Genomic DNA, 22,871 nt, shown 5'->3' with positions numbered 1-22,871 from the left:
TTCAAGAATAGCTGTCTATCCTCTATTCCCGGAGACTTTCCCGCTAAACTGTCAGCCTGTGAAAAATCCTCCTGTGACATAACCTGCAGCGGTGAACAGCAGACCGAACAGGACGGAGCCGGCCAGGTAGAGGATCGATCTGCCGTACTTCCCGAGCCGCATCATGCCGATCCCCTCTTTGATCCACGTGGAGAACGTTGTAAGGGAGCCGGCGAACCCGGACACGAGAAAGAATGTGATCGGTCCCGGCAGCTGAAGCCTCATGACAAACCCGATCAGCAGGCAGCCAAAAAGGTTCACGGCCAAGGTGCCGACTGGTGCATGAGCGTCCTGGTTCAGTTTTTTCGAGACGGCAAACCGGAGCATGGCGCCAAAAAACGCTCCGGCGGAGACTGCAAGTATATCTGCTGCGGTCATGTGCTCTGCCTCCTTCCGCCAAGTACGATGCCGAGTGACCCGGCGGCCAAGCCGGCGATGAGACTTGCCCCGACGTATAGCAGCGCCTGCACGGGATCCGATTCAACGAGCGACAGCGTCTCGAAGCTGAATGTGGAAAACGTCGTGAACGACCCGAGGAAGCCGACGGAAATCGCGTCGAAGGCCGTCCTGTTGACAAGTGTCCACTGCAGTGCGCGTTCGACGAGGAAGCAGAGGATGAACGCACCTGCTATATTGACGGCGAACGTGCCGGCTGGAAAGCCGTCCGTCATCGGGTACAGCAGGCTGATCCCCGTCCTCGCGAGTGCGCCGAGAGCACCTGCCGCCCCGATTGCCAGATAGGTCTTCATAGCTCCGCCATCTCCAGCATCCGCTTCTCCAGGACCGGCTGCAGCGCCAATTTTTTGGTCGTTCCTGCGAACCGGATCTCGATCGACTCCTCCCCGACTTCAAGGATCTCCCCTTTGCCGAAGACCCGGTGCTTCACGAGCGTGCCGGCATGCAGCTGCTGCAGCTCACCGATGCCGTCCGGATTGACAGGGACCGATTTCGGGGCAATCGTGCTGTATGCCGGTTTGGAGGACGGATTCCGTTCTTTGGCAGGCAGAAGAATACCCCGGACTTCATCGAGGAATCTGGAGTCTTCTTTCCCCTTGCCGTCCTGCGAAGCGAACGAACACAGTTCAAGCCGCTCCTTCGCGCGCGTCATCCCCACATAGAACAGGCGCCGTGCCTCTTCGAGGGCATGACGGTTATCCAGGTCTTCATCCGACGGAATGACGCCTTTGACCAGATCCACCATGAACACCCTGCGGAATTCCAGCCCTTTTGCGGAATGGAATGTCGACAGTGTCACAGCCTGTCCGTCCGGCTGTTTCTTCGCCTCCTGTACAGCCTGCTCGAGTGTTTTCAGCTGGTCCGCGAATTCGATCATCGTCCGTGTCTGTTCCGCGATCGATTCGAGTGTATCCAGGATGCCCTTCAGGCTGTCCGCCCGGTAGCCGAACTTCGAAGACATACTCACCAGACTCTCTTCATAGCCGAGCTCATACCGGATCATCCGGATGATCTGCGCCGGCCGCATGTCGGGGATCTTGCGGTAGGCGGCCTCATACTCTTCCAGTTTGCGGACCTGGCTTTCCTTCAGCACTGCTGACTGGCGGTACGCTTCGAACACATTGCCAGGCAGCGTACTCACAGCGAACGCGGTCAGCGCGCTCCGTGATATGAAGAGGTTCATCTTTCCTGCCACTTTTGCAAAAAGGTCTTTCCGTTCCCAATTGAAACTGAGACGCATGAAGTTCAGGACATCCTCCACAACCCAGTGGGAAAAGAACTGGTCATCGGCATCCTTCATATAGAACGGGATGCCCCTCCTGTGCAGTTCGTTGACGAAAGGAGTGGAGGATGCATTGTTGCGGAACAAAATAGCCGTTTCGCTCAAGTCCGTTTCAGCAAGAAGCTCGTAAATCACATAGTCCACCTGCCGCTTTGTATCGTCGAACCGACGGAGACTGACATCTCCCTTTTCTCCATTGTCCGTCTTCATCTCTTTTGGCCAGCGTTTTTTGTTCCGGCGGATGAACTCGGCGGACAGGCCGACGATTTCCCGGGATGACCGGTAATTCTGTTCCATGGACAGCAGCTTGGCATCCGGGTAGACAAGTTTGAAATCGAGCAGGTAATCAGGGTCCGCGCCACGCCATGAATAGATCGACTGGTCATCATCCGCGACGACACAGAGATTGCCGTGCATGGCGGTGAGATGCTCCACCAGTTTGTGCTGGACGAATGAAGTGTCCTGGCTTTCATCCGTCAGGACATAATCGTATTTGCCTTGGAATTCCCCTGCCAGGCTGTCGTCGACCCTCATCGCTTCTTCCGCTGTCAGCAGCAGATCGTCGAAATCGAGGAGCTTCGGTCCAGCCTGCTCCCCTTTCATCTGCTCATATTTCCTTGCAATGGCTGCAGCCTGTTCGAACGGCTCCAACTTCGGGCTCCAGCTGTCCGCAGGGATCATCCGGTTCTTCATCAGGCTAAGATAGGTCGACAGCGCAGTGACCTGGTCATCGGTCCCATTCTCCTTCAGGACGGTCCGGCAGGCGGTTTTCAGCAGTTTCTGTTTCGCATACCCTTCCAGGAGCGTGAAGCTGCTTCCTTGCTTTGCCAGCCACTTTTTAACTATCGAGAAGGCCATGCTATGTATGGTGGAAAAGTCGGCAGGCGGCAGATCGGGGAACAGTGAACCGAACCGCTGTTTCATGTCGATCGCGGATGCCTTGCTGAACGTGATCGCCTTGATGCGTCGCGGATTGACCTCAAGTTCTTCGATCAGATAACCGATCTTCATGATGATTGTCGTCGTCTTCCCGGATCCCGGGCATGCCAGCAGCAGCATCGGGCCCTCTGCCGTCCGTACGGCTTCCTGCTGGACATCATTCAGCCGGATGGACAGCTGATGCTGTTTCCGTTCAAAAAAGTCTTCCATTTGCATCAAATCTCCCCGTAAAATTCATATCTCCAATTTACCACAAAGAATGTCCGGACGTGTACAAAGGGCAATTGAAAAACCTTCCTCAGCGAAAGAGGAAGGTCCGGGTATACAGCTGTTTTCAATTCAGAAGCCGCCGGTTTCGAGGCGGTCGTTCTTCAAGTCTTTTTTCTTATCATCGCTGCCTGTGTAGGCGGTGGAAGCGACTTCGTTCTTATGGCGCTGTTCGTCCGTGTATTCGGTCCCTTCCATACCGCTGGATTCCTGGTCGGTCCGACGCTTTTCATTTTCATTGGATTTTGCCATCGTGAATCCCTCCTTTTCGATCTACGGTCAGTATACCCGCAAAAAAGAGGGATAACCCAAAGGCTCGCCAGTTATTCCGGACTGCCGATCTGGGTTAGCGGGAAGAACCGGAACTTCACCTTGCCGACGACCGAATCTTCATCGATGCTGCCGAAGATACGGCTGTCCATGCTGTTCGTCCGGTTGTCTCCCATCACAAACAGCTGGCCTTCCGGCACGGTCACTTCGAAATCCTGTGTAAGGTTCTGGCCCTCCGGCAGTGCTGCTTTGTTGGTGTCCAGATAATGCTCCGGATACTGCTTGCCGTTGATGGTGAGGACATCATCTTTCATGACGACCGTATCGCCCGGCAGTCCGATAACCCGTTTGATGAAATCTTCTTCAGCATTCGGCGCATGGAATACGACTTTATCGAAATGATCGAGTGATGAAATTTTTGAAATGACGACACGGTTCCGGTCATGGTAGGTCGGCTCCATCGACTCGCCGGAGACGATGACCGGCGTGAATAGGAATTGCCGGACGATGATTGCGATGATGACTGCGGCGACCAGGGATTTCCCCCATGACCAAAATTCTTTCTTTGTTCCTTCTTCCATAGCTGTCCCTCCAATTCAGTTCTCTATCACATAGCCAAGCGAGCGCAGGCCGTTATCGATGAATGATTTCGTATACTGGAACACTTCTTCCCGTTCAGGCTCCAGATAGACATCGTGATAAAAACCGCGCCATTCCTTGAATTGAAATTCAGTCAGCGGCTGGCGCTTCAGCCATTTTTTCGTTTCCCGGATGTCCGTCAGACGGTCTGCACCCGCTGTATGGATGAGCATCGGCACGTCCTGCACCTGCTTTTCGGATTGGACGGCCCCTTTTGTGAACGCCGCCATCTCCTTATACCAGCTCCCGGTGACAATTGACCGGACTTCCGGCGCATGGCGTGTCTTCGGCCGTTCCTCCTCATTCCTCGACAGCATATCGTATGTGATACCGTGGTCCAGCTTCATGGATCCAGCGATACGCGTCAGCATCGACGAAAATTTCGGCGGCTGGTGTTTGAGCACGAGCCATGGCGAACTGAGGATGACTCCGGCGCACTCCAACTGTCTTCGCTGCAGCGTCCGGATCACCATCACGGCTCCTAGCCCATGCCCCACTACAAATACAGGCACCGTCTCCTTCAGTGCCGCCTCGATCATTTTACCCGTGAATTCCATATAGTCATCGAAAGACTCGCCGTGCGGACTGCCTTTGTCATCCGGTCCGTGACCGGGAAGGTCCCCGGTGATGACATCAAAGCCCGAGATACGGAACTGCTGGATGAGCCAGGCATGGCGATGATGATTTTCATACGCACTGTGCACGATCACGACAACCGCTTTCGCCTGGCCGTCCGCTTCCCATTTCCACATGATAGGTTCCTCCCTTTATTGCCTTATGCAACCTTCTTTGTGCACACTCTGAAACTTTGATAAGATTATTATACAGCATTGCATCACAAGGAGGGTATTCCATGATCTATCCATATAATGAAGTCACACCGGTCCTTGACGAATCGGTATTTGTCGCCGACCATGCCGTCATCACCGGCGATGTCGAGATCGGTGCGGGATCATCCGTCTGGTTCAGCACAGTCATCCGGGGTGACGTTGCACCGACCCGTATCGGCAGGAACGTCAGTATCCAGGATCTGTCCTGCCTGCACCAGAGCCCGGGCACCCCGCTTATCATAGAAGATGACGTCACCATCGGCCATAAGGTTACATTGCACAGCTGCACTGTCAAAAAAGGGGCATTGGTCGGAATGGGATCTATCGTCCTGGACGGCGCGGTTATCGGAGAAGGTGCATTCCTAGGCGCAGGCAGCCTGGTGCCGCCGGGAAAAACAATCCCTCCCGGCATGCTCGCACTTGGCTCCCCGGCAAAAGTCGTACGGGAGCTGAACGAAGCGGACCGGGCGGATATGGCGCGTATCACCGCGAGCTATGTGGAAAAGGGACAATCGTATAAGCGGATGCAGCAGAAGAGCTGATCATCCTATACCAAAAGCAAGGCAGCGACTATTCCGCTGCCTTGCTTTTTTTCATCATAGCGTCCGGCCGGCATGGACCGCTCCTGCTCTCAGCGTCTCCGCTTTGTCGGTGCGTTCCCACGGCAGATCGACATCCGTTCTGCCGAAGTGGCCATAGGCGGCCGTCTGCTTGTAAATCGGACGGCGCAGGTCGAGCATCTTGATGATCCCGGCAGGCCGGAGATCGAAATGCTTCCTGACGAGTTCCACCAGTACATCTTCGGACAGCTGACCGGTGCCGAACGTATCCACGGAGATCGACACAGGTTTCGCAACACCGATTGCATACGCAAGCTGCACTTCACAGCGGTCGGCAAGCCCTGCAGCGACCAGGTTCTTCGCCACGTAGCGGGCCGCATACGAAGCCGAGCGGTCCACTTTCGTCGCATCCTTGCCCGAGAAGGCACCGCCGCCGTGGCGGGCATAGCCGCCGTACGTGTCGACGATGATCTTGCGTCCGGTCAAGCCGGCATCCCCCTGCGGTCCGCCGATGACGAAACGGCCTGACGGGTTGATGAAATACTTCGTCTCCTCATCAAGCAGATGCGCAGGCACGACCGCGTCGATGACATACTGCCGGATATCGTGCTGCAGGCGCTCGAGAGTCACATCAGGATGATGCTGTGTCGATGTGACGATCGTATCGACACGCACCGGTTGGTTGTCCCCGTCATACTCGATTGTCACTTGCGTCTTGCCGTCCGGCCGCAAGTAATCGAGGGTTTCGTCTTTCCGGACCTTCGTGAGCTGGCGCGACAGCTTGTGCGCCAGGCTGATCGGCAGCGGCATGAGCTCTTCCGTTTCGTTGCACGCAAAGCCGAACATCAGGCCCTGATCCCCAGCACCGATCGCTTCCAGTTCTTCGTCGTCCATCTGCCCTTCCCTCGCTTCGAGGGCGACATCCACACTCGCCGCAATATCCGGTGATTGTTCGTCGATTGACGTCAGGACGGATGATGTCTCGTAGTCAAAGCCGAATTTCGCACGTGTGTAGCCGATCTCCTTGACGGTTTCCCGGACCACTTTCGGGATGTCGACATAGGTCGTCGTCGTGATTTCACCGATCACCAGCACGAGACCTGTCGTAATTGTTGTTTCGCATGCCACCCGTGCATTCGGATCCTCTGCGATGATGGCATCCAGGATCGCATCTGAAATCTGGTCGCACATTTTGTCCGGATGGCCTTCCGTTACCGACTCTGAAGTGAACAGCCGCCGATTAGTCATCTGATTTCCTCCTTCAGCCGCAGGCTTCCCTGCAGCGGATTCGTGATACGGTACTCTCGTTTTCCCAGTTTCGTCCCGCGCCTGAAGAGAAGCGACGTTAACGGTACCAAGGACAAAGGCGAACCATATAATAGAAAAAGCCTCTCACTCACGTATCGCATACATGAGGAAAGGCATATGTTTACAGGCACCTTTCACTCTTATCGTCCAGGGAGTGATCCCTGCTTCAGGTTTGGCACCTTCTCACAGACAAGGACGTCTGTGCAGGTTGCCGGGCATCATAGGGCCTGTCCCTCCGCCAGCTCGGGATAAGAGTATCCGTTCAACTATCTATGCTACGAAAAAAGACACCGGTTGTCAAACATTTTTCCGTATCTCTCACTTGAGTTTTCAATTAGTATAGTTTATTATTCTTAATGTGTTATACTAATTCAAAATATAGCGCCCCATCGAGGGCTATAATGAAAAGGACGGTAATCGACCTATGATTTCAGCGAAACTTGATAATGGACTCAAAAAGCTTCTTTCCGGACCAACCGTCACCTTGCAGCCGTCAGTGCCTGTATTGGTTGAAAAGGCAGTGTCCCGCGGAGAGGCAAAGCTGTCAGCCGATGGAGCCGTTACAGCGCAGACCGGTAAATACACCGGCCGTTCACCTAAAGACCGTTACATAGTGGAAGCGACCCCTTCCAAAGAGAAAATCGACTGGGGTTCTGTGAATCGTCCGATTTCCGAGGACCATTTCGATTCATTGTACCACAAAGTGCTCGGCCACCTGAAAGCGAAAGATGAGCTCTTCGTCTTCAAAGGCTTCGCAGGTGCCGACAAATCATCACAACTTTCCATCCAGGTCGTCAACGAGTATGCCTGGCAGAACCTGTTTGTCCACCAGCTGTTCATCCGGCCGACGGAAGAGGAACTGAAGACGCATGAGGCTCAGTTCACGATCCTGGCTGCCCCTTCGTTCAAAGCGGATCCTGCAGTCGATGGAACGGATTCCGAGACGTTCGTGATCATCTCCCTCGAAAAGCGAGTCGTCCTGATCGGCGGAACCGAATATGCGGGAGAGATGAAGAAATCCATCTTCTCTGTTATGAACTATCTGCTTCCTGAAAACGGGATCCTGTCCATGCACTGCTCAGCAAACGTCGGAGAAGACGGCGATTCCGCATTATTCTTCGGTTTGTCCGGGACAGGAAAGACAACCCTTTCAGCAGATGCGAACCGCAAGCTGATCGGTGATGACGAGCATGGCTGGTCGGATCACGGCATCTTCAATATCGAAGGCGGATGTTATGCGAAGTGCATTAACCTCTCCCCTGAGAAGGAGCCTGAAATCTATGGTGCGATCCAATTCGGCACAGTTCTCGAAAACGTCGTGCTCGATAAAGATACACGCATCCCGGACTACGATGACAACACGCTGACCGAAAATACGCGGGCTGCCTATCCGATCGGCAACATCGACAACATCGTCCTGCCGTCCGTGGCAGGCCACCCGAAAACAATCATCTTCCTGACTGCGGATGCGTTCGGCGTCCTCCCTCCGATCTCAAAGCTGACGAAGGAGCAGGCGATGTACCACTTCCTGAGCGGTTTCACATCCAAGCTCGCCGGAACGGAACGCGGCATCACATCTCCGGAAGCGACATTCTCGACATGCTTCGGATCCCCATTCCTCCCGCTTCCTGCAACGGTCTATGCCGATATGCTCGGGAAGAAGATCGATGAGCACGGCTCCCGCGTGTTCCTGGTCAACACAGGCTGGACGGGCGGCGCATACGGTGTCGGCAAACGGATGGACTTGAAGCATACCCGTACGATGGTGCGCGCAGCACTGTCCGGAGAGCTCGATACTGCGGAAACGGAAACGTCCGCTACGTTCGGTCTTCAGATTCCGACAGCGATCGAAGGCGTGCCTGCCGAAGTGCTGAACCCGCGGAACGCTTGGAGCAATCCGGCTGACTACGATGCCAAAGCAAAAGAGCTTGCGGACCTGTTCAAGGAGAACTTCAAGAAATTCAATCACGTTTCACCTGAGATCATCCAAAAAGGCGGTCCGATCATCTGATTCTGACGCAGCGAAAAGAACCTCCCGGCCGGGAGGTTCTTTTATTGTGCTTTCATCCAATCCGTCAGATCACGGACGATCTTTGCATTGTGCCAGGAAGGGAAATGGTGGGTGTAGTCCGGGAAATACCAGGTTTCCACAGGTTTCTGCGCTTCCCTGAGGGCGTCCTCCAGCATGATGGACTGCTCAGGCGAAACGTTCTCGTCTTTCAGCCCGTGGATGATCAGGACACGTGCGTCTATCTCACCGACTCGGAACAAGGCTGTCCGTTCCCGGTATGCATCCGGCGCACTGTTCGGGGACCCGCCGATGACCCGCTTCATCATCCTGCGCATGTCTTCCCGCTCTTTGTAAGTGAAGACGACGTCGGACACCCCCGCCCAATGGACGGTGGAAGTGATATCCTCCCTGAGGATCGCTGTCCAGAGCGCCATCAGACCGCCGCGGGAAAACGAAAACAGGTGTATCCGGCCGTCTTTCCATTTGGTGCTCTGTTTCAGGACATCGACTGAACTGACAGCATCCTGCAGATCCGCGCCGCCGAATTCATCGCGGCCTTCCCCGCCGCGGTTGCCGCGGTAATACGGGGCGAACACGACGAATCCCCGGCTTGCGAACTGGGCGACACGGGCAGGCCGCACCATGCCGACATGCTGGATTCCGCCGCGCATATAGACGATGCCCTCGAATTCCCCTTCCTGCTTCGGTTCCGCAAGTAGCCCCTTCACTTTCATACCGCCGGACATGTAGGTGATCTCCGTAAGTTCCACAGATGCGTTCGGGGAAGGATATACCCGGTATGAGACAATCTCCGCATCATTCATCATGACGTATCACCCACTCCCTGAGCTTATGCATCCCTTCGTCTTTCATGTGGAAGCTCAGTGTCACGCAGGAATCGAGCTCCTCATCGGTCATCCATACAGCACCGTTCGTTTCGTACAGTTCCGGATCCTCGTCGATCGCAGCAACGTCTGCCGTGAAGACCGCCTTGCAGAACGGCGGCTCGGTGTAAACGACATACTCGGCAAATTTTTCAGGACGGCCGATCGTCACACCTGTCTCTTCCTTCACTTCCCGAACTGCTGCGTCCTCGATCGTCTCCCCCGGCTCCGCTTTTCCTCCAGGAAACTCGGTACCCCGGATAACATGCTCAGTCAGCAGCCACTTCCCGTCGTGTTTCAGGACGACGAGCACGTGCCTTGCTTCGAGTTCCTGTTCACCGAAAATGAGCTCAACGCGGCTGCCTTTCAAATCTTCAAACGTCAACACGGCAATCACATCCTTGTCTGGCTGACCGGCTGCCCCTGCTGACGATTCTTCAGCGAGTCTTCACAGGCTGTCTGAAAAACGGCAGTTCTTCAATGAATGCCTTCGATTCCTCGTCTGTGAATTCATGGACGAGGGCATACATCTTGTAGAGCCGGCGGTCAACGTGATGGTTGTCCCGATCGTAATGATAAGGAACATACGGCAGGTGCGCCCGCAGGAAATTCCTGAATTCCAATTCATTCGTCTGAGCAAAGAGGTGCTCAAAGATTTCCAGATATGACTTCGGTATCTCCACCGCGAATTCATAGGGTGAATCATCCGGATACTGCATGATCTGCTGGTTCGTGATGGATACATACATCTTCACTTTCGGTTCCGCCAATTGGATCCCATCCTTTTTACGTACAGTATGGTTCTGTACGGCAGGATGTATGTATGCCATCCTCAGGTTACATAGAGGTCAAATTTGCAACTTTTTCCACAGCATCGGCGACATTCTGATGGACATTCGGATCGAGCGGATGAGGGACGAGATCGCCGGGCTTCGTGGATTCCACGATTGCCAGAGCGGCAGCTATGAGCATATCGTATGTGATGCTCGATGCTTGTGCGTTCAACGCGCCGCGGAAGATACCAGGGAACCCGAGGACATTGTTGACTTGCCGGCCGTCCGCTGCAAACGCGGCGCCTGCCTGCAGTGCTGCCTCCGGCTGGATTTCAGCAAACGGGTTGGACAGCGCCAGGATGATTTGGCCCGGCCGCACCATCTCGGGTTTGATAAGTCCTTCAACGCCCGTTGTCGCGATGATAATATCGCTTGTCGCCATAATGTCTTCCAGAGATTCCGCAATGGTCCCCCCATATCCGGCAAGACGCTCAAGTGCGGCGTCATTTCGATCTGTTCCTTTCATTTCCTTGACGCCGTACGCCATCATCATGCGGCTGATCGCAAGACCAGCAGCTCCGAGTCCGATCTGGCCGACGACGGAGTCTTCAAGCTTCACGCCGGCCTGCCGGCACGCGGACAGCGTGGACGCAAGCGCGACAACCGCAGTACCATGCTGATCATCATGCATGACGGGGATATCCAGATCTTTCTTCAGCCGCTCTTCGATCTCGAAGCAGTGAGGCGATCCGATATCCTCGAGCAGAATACCGCCGAATGTCCGACTGATATGTTTGACGGTCTCGACGACTTTGTCAGGATCGCTCGTATCGAGAAGGATCGGCACTCCGCTGATTCCGGCAAACTGGTCGAACAGGACGGACTTGCCTTCCATAACCGGCATTCCGGCGACCGGGCCGATATTGCCGAGCCCGAGGATTGCAGTTCCGTCCGTCACGATGGCGACCGTATTCGAGATGCCTGTGAAGAACTGGGCCTGCTGCGGATCTTTCTCGATCACTTTGCAGACGTTCGCGACGCCCGGCGTATAGACGCGCCGCAGATCCCCGAGAGACCGGATCTCCATCCTGCTCTTCATATGTATTTTCCCGCCTTCATGGGCACGCAAAACATCGTCTGAAATGGCCTGCACCTGAATGCCGTCCCCGATTGCATTGATGGCGTCCACTATTTCCATCAGCTGTGCTTCGTCGCTGCATTGAACGGATACGTCCCGGATTGTTGACAGTGTTCCGACTTTGATGGTCTGGATGTCACCGATATCCCCTTCCAGCTGGCCGATTGCATATGTCACTTTTGCTAAATTGCCCGGCTTTGAAGGCGTTTCGATGATCAGGTTGCGTAAATAGGGTGTGGTTGACATTCTGAATTCTCCTTTGTATCGTCCGTATCTTTGTTGGTTGAGTCACAGACCTATTTTACACATTCACTTTTAGTTAGACAATGAAAACAAAAAACAGCGCATTCCCCCGCGGAAGGGGAGTGCGCTGCCGGTCAGGCTTTCACGTCGACCGAGCCGCCTTTTGTCGGGTGTGCCGCTTCAGGCATCGACTGAAGCAATTCCATTGCAGCGGACGCACCGGACGTCATACTCTTATCCAAAATGGTGAGCTGGACGGCGGACTGCAGGCTTCGCAGCTGGTTCGACATGATGGATGTTATATCCATGAAATCAGCTCCTTTCCCCTCTGTTATCGGCTGTGCCGTGCAGGGGTGAAGCGATCCGCCTTATTTGTTGTCTTCACCGAGGAACGCGTTCAGCATCCACTGGTGCTTCTCGATGCTCTGGTACACAGCATTGAGGAGATCTTCTGTCATGACGTCCCCTTCATCAACCGACAGTTCCATCCCTTTCTTCAGGGATTTCATGATCGCAGCAAAGTCAGACACGAGTGTCGCCACCATCTGCTCCGCCTTTTCGTCACCGGATGCTTCGCTGATCACCGCATCCGAAAGATGCTGTTTCAATGTTGCTGTCGGCTCACCGCCGAGCGTCAGCACACGTTCCGCTATATCATCCATGTGCTGTGTCGCTTCGTTGTACAGTTCCTCGAATTTGGCATGCAGAGTGAAGAACTGGTGCCCCTTCACATACCAATGGTAATTATGCAGTTTCGCATACATGACCGACCAAGTGGAAACTTGTGTGTTCAATTCCTTCAGTAAATCTGCAGACATGACAAAAACCCCTTTTCCATTCATATAGTAAATACGTCTCCCTGTCATTTTACCACCGGAGGGAGTACACTAAACACAGTTCAACATAAGGAGTTCGTTGCTATGAAGCAGATCATCGTGACGCTGATCCGTTTCTATCAGAAATGGATTTCCCCCCTGTCGCCGCCGACATGCCGCTTTCATCCGACCTGCTCTCATTACGGTGTCGAAGCAGTGGAAACGCACGGCGCTGTCAAAGGAATCTTCCTGACCATTATCCGCATCTCGAAATGCCATCCGCTGCACAAAGGCGGATTCGATCCCGTGCCTCCTAAGAAAGAGAAGGCCCGATAACTTTAGCACTTGCAAGCACCTGTCTTTTCCGTTATGATAGACAGGCGCTTTTTTAAATCGTAATGATTACTAATTGGAGGTATTCTGATGAAACATAGCAAATGGGCGGCTGCCGTGTTCCTGATCATCCTGCTGCTCGCCTTGGGTGCATGCGGCAAAAACGATGATAAGGCTGCATCTGAAGGTGCTGAAGGTAAAATCTCTGTCTACACAACCGTCTATCCGCTGCAGTACTTCGCAGGACGGATCGGTGGTGACACTGTATCAGTAAAGACGATCTATCCGGCTGGTACGGATGAGCATACTTTCGAACCGACGCAGAAAGAGATGATGAAGCTTGCGGATGCCGACTTGTTCTTCTATGTCGGACTCGGCCTTGAAGGATTTGTCGATAATGCCGAAAAGACACTGAAAGATCAGCACGTGAAGATGATTGCGGCTTCAGAGAACATCGATCCGTCCAGCTTGATGGAAGGCCATCATCACGATGGAGATGAAGAACATGAAGACGGCCATCATCACGGGGAGATGGACCCGCACGTCTGGATTTCCCCTATCCTCAGTGCAGACCTTGCGGAGGCTGTCAAAGATGGGCTGACCGAGCAGGCACCCGAAAACAAGGAGTTATACGAGAAGAATTTCGAAGAGCTGAAGAAAGATCTCGAAAAACTCGATGATGAGTTCCGACAGATGAGTGACAGTGCCTCTTCGAAAACATTCTTCGTCTCCCACGCCGCTTACGGCTATCTTGCACACCAATACGGCCTTGAACAAGTGGCGATTGCCGGCTTGAACACACAGAGCGAGCCGTCCCAGAAACAGCTTGCTGCCATCGTTGCAGAAGCTAAGGAAAAGCATGTGAAGACAATATTATTCGAGCAGAATGTCAGCTCGAAACTGACAAAAGTCGTTCAGGATGAAATCGGCGCCGATTCAGCCGTTCTCCACAACCTGTCCGTGTTGACGGAGGATGACATCGCAAAGGACGAAGACTACTTCACACTCCAACGCCGGAATATTGAAGTGCTCACAAGTGTATTAAACTGAAAAAAGGCAGGGAAAGGAGCTATCCGGCTCTTTCCCTGCCTTTTTAATGCTGTCTATCCACGTTTTCGTCCGCAGCCAGTTCACGGAGTCTGCTGCGCATCAGCTTATTCGATGAGTTGCGCGGCATCTCCTCGATGAAACGGAATACCTTCGGAACTTTATAGGCGGCCAGCCGCTCCCTACAGAAGATTTCCAGGTCCTCAGGGTCAAGCTGCTGCGGTCCGGTCGTCTTGATGAATGCAGCAGGCACAGCCCCCCACTTCTCATCCCGCATAGCACAGACGCCGGCCTCTTTGACGGCGGGATGCGCGGCGAGCACTTCCTCGATTTCAGCAGGGTAGATGTTTTCCCCGCCCGAGATGATCAGGTCGCTTCGGCGGTCGGAGACGAACAGGAAGCCGTCCTCGTCGAAATAACCGATGTCCCCGGAATGGAGCCATCCATCCTGCAGGGCACCTTTTCCGGAATGACGGCCGACATACCCTTTCGTCACGTGCGGTCCCCGGATCAATATCTCCCCCCTGCTGCCGGGCCCGGCCGCTCCCTCGATCCGGATATCCGAGAAGAACAGCGGCTTCCCGGCGGACCCGATCTTGCGGAGGGCATCTCCTGCTGACAGGGTGGCGGTCTGCGAACTGGTCTCCGTCATCCCGTATGTCTGCAGGACCGGCAGACCGATCCGCTGCGCCCGCTCCAGGTAATTGACGGGCACCGGTCCCCCGCCGGCAAGCAATGTGCGGAACGTTTCGGGCACGGTCCGTCCGCTTCTTTCGAACTCCGTCAGCAGCCGTTCCAGTGTGACGGCCACCGCAGACATGCCCGATACCCGGCCGCTGCCGATTTCCTCCGCGGCGAGATATGCGTCGAATTTACGGAACAGCCGCACCTCCGTACCATACAGCACTGCCCTCGCGAGTATCGAGAAGCCGCTGATGTGGAACAGCGGCATCATATGGAGCCAGGCATCCCCGTCCCGCAGACCGCTGTTCAGGACTGCCGACACTGCACTGGCAGTATGGTTGCCCGCCGTCTGGCGAACACCCTTTGGAAATCCGGTCGTGCCGGATGTGTACATGATGGTGAGGGTGCGGTCGTCCTGCCACTCTCTCTCCGGTTCCACGGGGTGTGCCGGAAGTCTGCTGAAGTCGCTGTAGGAAAGCGCACCACAGTTTGCAGAACCGGTCTGCGGTATGCAAAAATCTTCGCAGATCAGCAGGTCGGCCGCCGCATCGCCGAGCTGATATCCGATTTCCTCCGCTGTCAGACGGACGTTCAGGAGGACCATTTCAACACCTGCCAGCAGGCAGCCATGGATGAGGACAGCCATCTCCGCGGAAGTTCCGCCGAGCAGGGCTGCCCGGCTTCCCGCGTGCAGTCCGGCGGCCCGCAGTTTCCCTGCATGGTCCATAGCCCGGTCATACAGTTCCGCATAGGACAGCGTTTCCCCTTCAAATGAAAGTGCCGGCGCTTCCGGGCTGAGGGATGCCCGTTTCATCAGCCAATTAGGTATCATTGGACATGCTCCTTCCTAAACAAAAAACTGCCGGTATCGGCAGTTTTTGTCTGTATTTATCAAGGGAACCTTGGGAATTGGCCGAAGTCCGGCTTGCGCTTCTCTTTGAATGCATCCCGTCCCTCTTTCGCTTCGTCGGTTGTGTAATACAGAAGTGTCGCATCCCCCGCCATCTGCTGGAGACCTGCAAGACCGTCCGTGTCCGCGTTCATGGCTGCTTTGACAAACCGGAGTGCCGTCGGGCTCATGGAGAGCATTTCCTCACACCACTGAACGGTTTCATCCTCCAGTTGTTCATACGGAACGACTGTATTGACGAGTCCCATATCAAGTGCCTGCTGTGCGTCGTACTGACGGCACAGATACCAGATTTCACGGGCTTTCTTGTGGCCGATGATACGTGCCAGGTAACCCGAGCCATAACCGGCATCGAATGAGCCGACTTTCGGACCCGTCTGGCCGAAGATTGCATTGTCCGCAGCGATCGTCAAATCGCAGACAACATGCAGCACATGGCCGCCGCCGATAGCAAATCCGGAAACCATCGCAACAACCGGTTTCGGGATGACGCGGATCAGGCGCTGGAGGTCCAGTACGTTCAAGCGCGGAATTTCGTCGTCTCCGACATATCCGCCATGACCTCTGACTTTCTGGTCGCCGCCGGAACAGAATGCTTTCTCTCCCTCGCCAGTGAGGATGATGACCCCGATGCTCTCGTCGTCGCGTGCTCGTGAGAATGCATCGATCATTTCTGTAACCGTCTTCGGGCGGAATGCGTTGCGCACTTCCGGACGGTTGATCGTCACTTTAGCGATGCCGTTATACTTTTCATACTTAATATCTTCATATGTATGAAGCGTTTCCCATTGCCGTGTCATAATTGTCCTCCTCAAAATGAATGATGTGCTGCAAAGTTCTCTATTATTGTAACAAATTTCTTCGGTTTTTCCACGTGGATTGCATGGCCCGCATCCGGCACCTGTTCATGGACAGCATTCGGCAGCAGTGTTTCCATCTCTTGCGCGAGCCGTGTGAACTTTCCGTCGAGTGTTCCGGTCACAAGCAGGACGGGGAACATCATATGAGGAAGCGCCCTCCAATACGATGGCTGGCTGCCGGTTCCGATCCCTTCCAGGCTGCCGGCCAGCCCATCTGCTTTCTGGTTCATCCGCTCGCTGCGTATAGCAGATTGCGTCTGTTCGGGCAGCCATTTCTGGGAATCGAACAGAGCGATTGCCTCCCAGAAACGGACGAACTCCGCCAGCGGCTCATTCCGCAGCCGTGCTGCCAGGGCCGCATCATGCCGCCGTCTGTCGGCGCGTTCCTCTACTGTGCGGAGGCCCGGCGACGCACTTTCCAATAGGAGGCCTGCGATACGCTCCGGAAACGCCGCAGCATATCCAAGTGCGGTGCGGCCGCCCATCGAATAGCCGACGAGAAGGATGCGGTCCAGCCCGAGATACGTAAACAGCTGATCGAGATCTTCCGTCTGGGACGCCATTGAATACCGGGTGCTGTCCGCAGGGCTTGCGGACCGGCCGTGCCCCCAAAGATCCACGAGGACCACATGGAACCGATCCGCCAGCAGGCCGGCAATCGAATGCCATGTCACTGTACTGCCTGTGAACCCATGAAGCAGGACAACTGCCGGGCGGTCACTGCATCCATACGTTTCATAATGAAGAGACTCCCCACCAACAGAGAGATATTCAGAAGCCATGCCTGTCCAGCTCCTCCCCTGCCGATTGCCAGAGAGCCCGATGTGCCGCCGTGTTCTGTTCCCGGTTTGAGATCATCTCGATGATACGGAGCGGTTTTGTCTTCGGCTGCTGCAGCTGTTCTTCCAGCTGCGCAACTGATGATACACAACTGTATTGGATATCATAGAGCTCGGCGAACGGCGCGAAGGACAGGTCTGTCGGTGTTCCGAACAGCTCTTCGAAATGCGCAGGCTCCGTCGACTGCGGCAAATAGGAGAAGATGCCGCCGCCATTGTTATTGCTGAGCACGATCGTGAGATCCGTCTCTTCCATCCGGGAGACGATGAGGCCATTGCTGTCATGGAGGAACGACAGGTCGCCGATCAGCAGCCAGGACGGCCGTTTCCGCGCTGCCTGAATTCCGAGCGCTGTCGATACAACACCATCGATGCCGTTTGCCCCTCTGTTCGAGAAGCAGGCAATATCCCGGGATGTATTGCGGAAATACGTATCCAGATCCCGGATCGGCATGCTGCTGCCGCTGATCAGATCACTTCCGTCAGGGAGCTGATCAAGCAGAGTACGGACATAATCGCCTTCGTGCTCTTCGTCCCATCTGTGCGACGCAGTGACTTCCGAAACAATCCGGTTCGCCTCCGACCAGTCCTCCGTATAGGCAGGCTGCTGATGGGATTCCGACTGCAGGGAAAGGACTTCTTCCGGGCAGGTCTGCAGATGATGGGTCGCAATGCCGATCGGATCCCTGAACAGCGCGGATTCATCCACCACTGCATAGACAGCCGGACGCGCCTGTTTCAAGAACAGGGTCAGCGGTTTCGAAACCGGCTGCGGTCCTATGCGGAAGACGGTATCCGGCGCCAGCCGTTCTGCAAGCCGGTCCTGTTTCAGCAGCGCGTCGTACGAGTCGATGCAGAGATGCCTGCAGGACTCCGGTACTTCAGAACGCAGGTTGGACAGCGGATCACAGAGGACCGGCCAGTTCATCCGCTCTGCAAACGCCCAGACGGTTTCTTTCGGGAATCCTGGAGGCAGTTCCCCCGCTACCAAAAGTCCTCTGGATGCTCTGCTCAACAGTCCGCTGACCTGCCGTTTCCGGTCTTCTGCAAATACACTTTTTCCGGCAATGCTTGCCTGGAATGTGACCGGAGGCGCTGGCTGGCCGAGATCGATCAGCAGCGGTTCACGGAATGGTGCATTCACATGAACCGGTCCTTTCGGTTCGGTCATCGTCACAGCGACAGTTCGGGCAATCTGCCGCTCCAGAAAGTCATCGACGGCTGCTGATTCTTCAGGAATCGGCAGATCGACATGGTACTTCACGTGTTCCGCGAACATACCGGGCTGACGGATCGCCTGCGGCGCACCGACGTCCCTGAGTTCATGAGGCCGGTCCGCTGTAATCACGACGAGCGGGATACGCGCGTAGAAGGCTTCCGTGACTGCAGGATGGAAATTGGCCGCGGCTGTCCCCGATGTACACAGCAGGGCAACTGGCAGCTGCGTGGCCTTCGCTAACCCGAGGGCGAAGAACCCTGCAGAACGCTCATCCACCTGCAGATGGGTCTCGAACCTGTCGTCAGATGCCAGCGCGTACGCAAGCGGAGTGGAACGGGATCCGGGACTGATCACAGCATGCACCATTCCCAGCCGTGCAAGAGATTCCGTCATCCGTTTTACATGGTTGGTCAGTATTATACGTTTATCCATGCAGTGTCCCTCCAAGGGCGCGGAGCATCGGCCTGAATTTCACCCATGTCTCCTCATATTCTTCGTCTGCCTTGGAATCGGCCACAATTCCGCCGCCTGCATACAGCCAAGCCTTGTCCTGCTCAAGAAGAGCCGACCGGATGGCAACGGCAAATTCCCCGTTGCCGGAAGCGTCCGTCCAGCCGACCGGAGCGGCATAGAAACCGCGATCCAGCTTTTCCTCATGCCGGATGATATCCATCGCGGTCGCCGTCGGGACACCTCCGAGAGCCGGCGTCGGATGGAGCGCCTTGATGAACTGGAAAATGCTGCTTTCAACTACGAGAGTTCCTTCGACAGGGGTATATAAATGCTGGATATCTCTCACTTTCATGAGTTTCGGACCTGCTGCTGATGTACGGGATGCACAAAGTGAATCGAACACACGGGTAATCATCTCGACGACATAGTGATGCTCTTCCCGGTTCTTTTTATCCGCCAGAAGCGCTTCGCCCAGCTTGCGATCCTCCTCGGCTGTCGTCCCCCGTCTGCTCGAACCCGCCACGCATGCCGAATAGGCTCTCCCGTCCTTTATCTCGACCAGCCGTTCGGGAGTCGCCCCGAAGAACAGCTGGCTGCCGCGTTCAATGCCGAACAGGTAGCTGTCGCGCTGTTCGTTTGTGATCGACTGCAGCACTGCTGTATGGTCTGCCGGCTCATCGAACTGCAGGGCGAGCGAACGGGCGATGACGACCTTATCCGCTTCCCCGGCAGCGATCTTCCCGGTGACCGCCGTAACTGTATCCAGATAGCTGTCTTTTCCGAGCTCTTGCATCGAGAGGACGGACGGCTTCGTAAAGTGCAGTGAATCCCGCATCTGCGCTTCGTGTATCAAGCGGTCCCTCTGCTGCCGCAGCTCATCAAACTTGCCGGAGCTCTCCGGGGAGTCCGTAATTAGATTGATGGCGACCGCTGTCCGCCCATTCTCGATTTTCAGTTGAAAAACAGGAACTGAAAAGAATGCGCGCGGAAAATCCCCCCATTCAGAACTGCGGGATCCCTGCTCAGCAGTGAATGAAAAACCTCCTGCCAGGATGGGGTCCATGTCTTTTTCTTCTTTGATGAGTTTCGTGCAGTATTGTTTCCACTCAGCCTCTATTTTCCCGAAGCGATCGTGCTCCGCGTCAGCCGTAAGGGTCAATGCATGCCCGATCCCGACGAGTGTCAATGTCTTCGAGGCGTTTTCCCAAAAGAACCGTTCTGCATATCCGATGGAAGACCCGGCCTCAAAAAAAGAAAGCGGAGAAATTCCGCCCGCCTCTATCGTTTCAGTGAAGAAGCGGATATGCGGGTTGGCTGCACGATCAGTATGTGCAGGCAGTTCCGTAAGCTTCCGATTCATAATATTCTCTCCTCTGTTGGCGTGTACTAGATGCCATTGCAGTATCCATTATAACGGAAATGGGCCGCTCCCGCATTTTTGGGGACCCGGGGATACCGAACACGGGCGGAATAGAGTACAATGGAAAGTGGATTCAAAAGTGAAGGAGAGAACGAAATGCAAGATACAATCAAAATCGAACAAGGCTGGAGGATGTGGTGGCAGCTGACCCGGCCGCACACACTGACCGCAGCCTTTGCACCTGTATTCCTCGGCACGATGCTCGCCCTGCCGTTCGGACGGCTGGACTTCCCTCTCTTTGCAGCCATGCTGCTCGCAAGTGTGCTCATCCAGATGGCGACGAACATGTTCAATGAATACTATGACTACAAAAGAGGCCTGGACACCGAGCACTCGGTCGGCATCGGCGGAACGATCGTCCGCAACAAAGTGAACCCGAAAACGATCCTGAACCTGGCTCTTTTCCTATATGGCATTTCCGTACTGCTGGGCGTCTATATCTGCATGCAGACGTCCTGGTGGCTTGCAGCAATCGGTCTCGTATCGATGGCTATCGGTTACTTCTACACAGGCGGCCCCTACCCGATCGCCTATACCCCGCTTGGGGAACTGTTTTCCGGTGTTGTCATGGGGATGCTGCTCGTCCTGATCGCCTTCTATATCCAGACAGGGACCGTATCGGAACGGGCTGTGCTGCTGTCCATACCGAGTGTTCTCCTCGTAGCTGCAATCATGATGGCAAACAATATCCGGGACCTCGAAGGCGACAAGCTGGGAGGACGGAAGACGCTTGCCATTTTGCTCGGACGGGCGAATGCCATCCGGGTACAGAGCGGATTCTTCATCCTGGCATTTGCCTGGATCATCGGTCTCGTGCTCTTCGGCGGACTCACTCCATGGAGCCTGCTCGTCATCCTGTGCGTCAAGAAGCCCATCTCCGCCATCAGGATATTCAAAAATCACGAAGCACCGCTCCAAGTGATGCCAGCCATGAAATTCACAGCGCAGACGAACACCTTCTTCTGCCTGCTTCTGGCGGTCGGCTTGCTCATTGGCCACCTCCTCCACTAATATCTGCTGGAAGACCGTCTACCATACGGTCTTCTTTTTTTTGCTTTGCTGATCCTGTCTGAAGTTGTTCCGCTTAGGTTTAAGGACCGGGCGAAAAAGGAATTCAGAGAACTAACAGCTGAATGCATATGAATTCAGCCGTTCTGATCCATACTAGCAGGTAAATCCATAAAGGACGTGAATGAAATGCTGACAAAAGAACAGACCATGACATTGAAGAAGGAACTGCTTCGTCTACAAGACGACTTAACGGTGACCGAAGAACGGACGACGACAGACACAGCACCGCAGGACGAGATCGGCGAACTCTCCACTTATGATAATCACCCCGCAGATATGGGGACAGAACTGTATGACAGGGAAAAGGACAGGGCCCTGAACGAGCATGCATCCGAGGAAATGGAGAAAGTGCAGACAGCTCTCAAGCGGATGGAAGAAGGCACCTATGGGGTCTGCGAGGAATGCGGCAAAGACATTCCATTTGAACGACTGGAGGCAATTCCCTATACGACAGTATGCGTGGAAGATGCAGTACAGGAAGTGCCTGATGACAGACCGGTGGAAAACGACTTGCTGAAGATGGCGAAGCCGAACACATTTGCAGATCGGCGGGAAGGGATATACGAAGATCCGATCGACAGCTTTGAAGCGATCGCGAAATCAGGGACGTCGGAAACCCCATCCGACTTCACAGGGGACCACGACAATTATGAAGATCTGTATGATACCAATGTGGAAGATGAAAGCACGGAAGACATCGATGTCATCGCAGCGAGCGACATCGACGGAGAACCGGCTGGCTATGTGCGCAGTGACACAACAGCCGAATACGAAGAAAATCTCGATGATGAGAACCTGGAATCTGAACTCGGCGACATTCCATACCGGAAAAGAGACAGTTATGTAGATAAATGAATACAAAAAACCTGACTGCAAAACAGTCAGGTTTTTTCAGTATGACCCCTACGGGATTCGAACCCGTGTTACCGCCGTGAAAGGGCGGTGTCTTAACCGCTTGACCAAGGGGCCAAACAAATATGGCGGAGAAGGAGGGATTCGAACCCTCGCGCCGCTTTCGCGACCTACACCCTTAGCAGGGGCGCCTCTTGAGCCACTTGAGTACTTCCCCGTATGAATGGCTCCGCAGGTAGGACTCGAACCTACGACCGATCGGTTAACAGCCGATTGCTCTACCACTGAGCTACTGCGGAATAGTGGGCCTAAGTGGACTCGAACCACCGACCTCACGCTTATCAGGCGTGCGCTCTAACCAGCTGAGCTATAGGCCCAAATGGAGCGGGTGAAGGGAATCGAACCCTCATCATCAGCTTGGAAGGCTGAGGTTTTACCACTAAACTACACCCGCACGACTATGGTGGTTCAGGACGGAATCGAACCGCCGACACAAGGATTTTCAGTCCTTTGCTCTACCGACTGAGCTACTGAACCAGCAAAGAGAACTATGTATAAAATAAAAATGGCGGTCCCGACCGGGATCGAACCGGCGATCTCCTGCGTGACAGGCAGGCATGTTAACCGCTACACCACGGGACCATTTGGTTGCGGGGGCAGGATTTGAACCTGCGACCTTCGGGTTATGAGCCCGACGAGCTACCACTGCTCCACCCCGCGATAATAATA

The 22,871-nt window shown here is 54.7% G+C and carries 24 protein-coding genes, 8 tRNA genes and 1 riboswitch; of the genes, 6 read left to right on the top strand and 26 right to left on the bottom strand.

Translation table 11 applies throughout. The annotated features are described in order from the left end of the window. Nucleotides 1-51: 51 nt before the first annotated feature. The 6 genes from BN1190_RS05855 to BN1190_RS05830 all read right to left on the bottom strand — a co-directional run bounded on the left by BN1190_RS05855 (nt 52) and on the right by BN1190_RS05830 (nt 4,644). The gene (locus BN1190_RS05855; RefSeq protein ID WP_040286068.1) at nt 52-417 is read right to left on the bottom strand and encodes a fluoride efflux transporter FluC; all 366 of its coding nucleotides are present in this window, start codon (nt 415-417) and stop codon (nt 52-54) included. Next, nucleotides 414-788 carry a fluoride efflux transporter FluC gene (locus tag BN1190_RS05850; RefSeq protein ID WP_040286067.1) on the bottom strand — a complete coding sequence of 125 codons (375 nt, stop codon included), beginning with the start codon at nt 786-788 and terminating at the stop codon, nt 414-416. Before BN1190_RS05850 ends, BN1190_RS05855 begins: the two co-directional genes overlap by 4 nt. Then, entirely contained in the window at nt 785-2,926 is a 2,142-nt protein-coding gene (locus BN1190_RS05845) for an ATP-dependent helicase (RefSeq protein ID WP_040286066.1), read from the bottom strand. Before BN1190_RS05845 ends, BN1190_RS05850 begins: the two co-directional genes overlap by 4 nt. 129 nt (nt 2,927-3,055) lie before the next feature. Next, a complete protein-coding gene (locus BN1190_RS05840; protein ID WP_040286065.1) occupies nt 3,056-3,235 on the bottom strand; it encodes a hypothetical protein in 180 nt (59 codons plus the stop codon). 71 nt (nt 3,236-3,306) lie between these two features. Further along, a complete protein-coding gene (gene lepB, locus BN1190_RS05835; RefSeq protein ID WP_040286064.1) occupies nt 3,307-3,834 on the bottom strand; it encodes a signal peptidase I in 528 nt (175 codons plus the stop codon). A gap of 15 nt (nt 3,835-3,849) precedes the next feature. Further along, nucleotides 3,850-4,644, bottom strand: coding sequence for an alpha/beta hydrolase (locus BN1190_RS05830; protein WP_040286063.1), 795 nt, complete (start codon nt 4,642-4,644; stop codon nt 3,850-3,852). A 101-nt stretch (nt 4,645-4,745) separates the two neighbouring features. Between BN1190_RS05830 and BN1190_RS05825 the strand changes: the two genes are divergently transcribed. Then, the gene (locus tag BN1190_RS05825; RefSeq protein ID WP_040286062.1) at nt 4,746-5,264 is read left to right on the top strand and encodes a gamma carbonic anhydrase family protein; all 519 of its coding nucleotides are present in this window, start codon (nt 4,746-4,748) and stop codon (nt 5,262-5,264) included. A 54-nt stretch (nt 5,265-5,318) separates the two neighbouring features. On the opposite strand, the gene metK is transcribed toward BN1190_RS05825, so the two are convergent. Continuing rightward, a complete protein-coding gene (metK, locus tag BN1190_RS05820; RefSeq protein ID WP_040286061.1) occupies nt 5,319-6,530 on the bottom strand; it encodes a methionine adenosyltransferase in 1,212 nt (403 codons plus the stop codon). A 197-nt stretch (nt 6,531-6,727) separates the two neighbouring features. Beyond that, nucleotides 6,728-6,845: riboswitch (SAM riboswitch) on the bottom strand. Nucleotides 6,846-7,014: 169 nt separating this feature from the next. On the opposite strand from metK, the gene pckA reads away from it, so the two are divergent. Beyond that, nucleotides 7,015-8,601, top strand: coding sequence for a phosphoenolpyruvate carboxykinase (ATP) (gene pckA, locus BN1190_RS05815; RefSeq protein WP_040286060.1), 1,587 nt, complete (start codon nt 7,015-7,017; stop codon nt 8,599-8,601). Between the two features lie 41 nt (nt 8,602-8,642). On the opposite strand, the gene BN1190_RS05810 is transcribed toward pckA, so the two are convergent. The 6 genes from BN1190_RS05810 to BN1190_RS05785 form a co-directional block, all read right to left on the bottom strand. After that, complete coding sequence (locus tag BN1190_RS05810; protein WP_040286059.1) at nt 8,643-9,428, bottom strand: alpha/beta hydrolase family protein; 786 nt, start codon at nt 9,426-9,428, stop codon at nt 8,643-8,645. Further along, nucleotides 9,418-9,873 (bottom strand): NUDIX domain-containing protein, encoded by a 456-nt coding sequence (locus BN1190_RS05805; RefSeq protein WP_040286058.1) that lies wholly within the window; start codon nt 9,871-9,873, stop codon nt 9,418-9,420. The genes BN1190_RS05810 and BN1190_RS05805 overlap by 11 nt, the downstream gene beginning before the upstream one ends. Nucleotides 9,874-9,922: 49 nt before the next feature. After that, on the bottom strand, nt 9,923-10,255 hold the full coding sequence (locus tag BN1190_RS05800) for a transposase (RefSeq protein WP_244898682.1): 333 nt from the start codon (nt 10,253-10,255) through the stop codon (nt 9,923-9,925). Between the two features lie 67 nt (nt 10,256-10,322). Beyond that, on the bottom strand, nt 10,323-11,642 hold the full coding sequence (locus tag BN1190_RS05795) for an NAD-dependent malic enzyme (protein WP_040286057.1): 1,320 nt from the start codon (nt 11,640-11,642) through the stop codon (nt 10,323-10,325). Between the two features lie 131 nt (nt 11,643-11,773). Beyond that, on the bottom strand, nt 11,774-11,947 hold the full coding sequence (locus tag BN1190_RS05790; protein ID WP_082023284.1) for a putative motility protein: 174 nt from the start codon (nt 11,945-11,947) through the stop codon (nt 11,774-11,776). A 60-nt stretch (nt 11,948-12,007) separates the two neighbouring features. Further along, nucleotides 12,008-12,457, bottom strand: coding sequence for a Dps family protein (locus BN1190_RS05785; protein WP_040286056.1), 450 nt, complete (start codon nt 12,455-12,457; stop codon nt 12,008-12,010). A gap of 102 nt (nt 12,458-12,559) precedes the next feature. On the opposite strand from BN1190_RS05785, the gene yidD reads away from it, so the two are divergent. Continuing rightward, on the top strand, nt 12,560-12,790 hold the full coding sequence (gene yidD, locus BN1190_RS05780) for a membrane protein insertion efficiency factor YidD (protein WP_040286055.1): 231 nt from the start codon (nt 12,560-12,562) through the stop codon (nt 12,788-12,790). Between the two features lie 87 nt (nt 12,791-12,877). Next, nucleotides 12,878-13,837 (top strand): metal ABC transporter solute-binding protein, Zn/Mn family, encoded by a 960-nt coding sequence (locus BN1190_RS05775; RefSeq protein ID WP_040286054.1) that lies wholly within the window; start codon nt 12,878-12,880, stop codon nt 13,835-13,837. 43 nt (nt 13,838-13,880) lie between these two features. Here BN1190_RS05775 and BN1190_RS05770 read toward each other — a convergent pair whose 3' ends face one another. From BN1190_RS05770 to BN1190_RS05750, 5 genes are read right to left on the bottom strand one after another with little or no spacing between them, the layout of a single operon-like run. Then, nucleotides 13,881-15,350 (bottom strand): o-succinylbenzoate--CoA ligase, encoded by a 1,470-nt coding sequence (locus BN1190_RS05770; RefSeq protein ID WP_040286053.1) that lies wholly within the window; start codon nt 15,348-15,350, stop codon nt 13,881-13,883. A 59-nt stretch (nt 15,351-15,409) separates the two neighbouring features. Further along, nucleotides 15,410-16,228 (bottom strand): 1,4-dihydroxy-2-naphthoyl-CoA synthase, encoded by an 819-nt coding sequence (menB, locus tag BN1190_RS05765; RefSeq protein WP_040286052.1) that lies wholly within the window; start codon nt 16,226-16,228, stop codon nt 15,410-15,412. 11 nt (nt 16,229-16,239) lie between these two features. Beyond that, nucleotides 16,240-17,070, bottom strand: a complete 831-nt coding sequence (gene menH, locus BN1190_RS05760) for a 2-succinyl-6-hydroxy-2,4-cyclohexadiene-1-carboxylate synthase (protein ID WP_040286051.1) — start codon at nt 17,068-17,070, stop codon at nt 16,240-16,242. Beyond that, entirely contained in the window at nt 17,060-18,778 is a 1,719-nt protein-coding gene (gene menD, locus BN1190_RS05755; protein WP_040286050.1) for a 2-succinyl-5-enolpyruvyl-6-hydroxy-3-cyclohexene-1-carboxylic-acid synthase, read from the bottom strand. Before menD ends, menH begins: the two co-directional genes overlap by 11 nt. After that, nucleotides 18,771-20,159: an isochorismate synthase gene (locus BN1190_RS05750; protein WP_040286049.1), complete on the bottom strand. Its 1,389-nt coding sequence runs from the start codon at nt 20,157-20,159 to the stop codon at nt 18,771-18,773. Before BN1190_RS05750 ends, menD begins: the two co-directional genes overlap by 8 nt. A gap of 156 nt (nt 20,160-20,315) precedes the next feature. Between BN1190_RS05750 and BN1190_RS05745 the strand changes: the two genes are divergently transcribed. Further along, on the top strand, nt 20,316-21,230 hold the full coding sequence (locus tag BN1190_RS05745; RefSeq protein WP_040286048.1) for a 1,4-dihydroxy-2-naphthoate polyprenyltransferase: 915 nt from the start codon (nt 20,316-20,318) through the stop codon (nt 21,228-21,230). A gap of 186 nt (nt 21,231-21,416) precedes the next feature. Then, nucleotides 21,417-22,145, top strand: a complete 729-nt coding sequence (locus BN1190_RS05740; RefSeq protein ID WP_040286047.1) for a TraR/DksA C4-type zinc finger protein — start codon at nt 21,417-21,419, stop codon at nt 22,143-22,145. Nucleotides 22,146-22,187: 42 nt separating this feature from the next. Here the strand turns inward: BN1190_RS05740 and BN1190_RS05735 are convergent. From BN1190_RS05735 to BN1190_RS05700, 8 genes are all read right to left on the bottom strand, one after another. Next, nucleotides 22,188-22,259 (bottom strand) — tRNA-Glu (locus tag BN1190_RS05735). Nucleotides 22,260-22,268: 9 nt separating this feature from the next. Further along, a tRNA-Ser gene (locus tag BN1190_RS05730) sits at nt 22,269-22,359 on the bottom strand. Nucleotides 22,360-22,366: 7 nt separating this feature from the next. Further along, nucleotides 22,367-22,441: transfer RNA gene (locus tag BN1190_RS05725), tRNA-Asn, on the bottom strand. Between the two features lie 4 nt (nt 22,442-22,445). After that, nucleotides 22,446-22,519, bottom strand: a tRNA-Ile gene (locus BN1190_RS05720). Between the two features lie 3 nt (nt 22,520-22,522). Continuing rightward, a tRNA-Gly gene (locus BN1190_RS05715) sits at nt 22,523-22,596 on the bottom strand. 7 nt (nt 22,597-22,603) lie between these two features. Further along, nucleotides 22,604-22,679: transfer RNA gene (locus BN1190_RS05710), tRNA-Phe, on the bottom strand. A gap of 29 nt (nt 22,680-22,708) precedes the next feature. Beyond that, nucleotides 22,709-22,784 (bottom strand) — tRNA-Asp (locus tag BN1190_RS05705). 3 nt (nt 22,785-22,787) lie between these two features. Next, nucleotides 22,788-22,862: transfer RNA gene (locus BN1190_RS05700), tRNA-Met, on the bottom strand. Nucleotides 22,863-22,871 lie beyond the last annotated feature (9 nt).

This window comes from Sporosarcina koreensis (assembly GCF_000826145.2).
Lineage (GTDB): Bacteria > Bacillota > Bacilli > Bacillales_A > Planococcaceae > Sporosarcina > Sporosarcina trichiuri.
The sequence above is the reverse complement of the archived record's forward strand: the minus strand, read 5'-3'. Positions and strand labels throughout refer to the sequence as shown.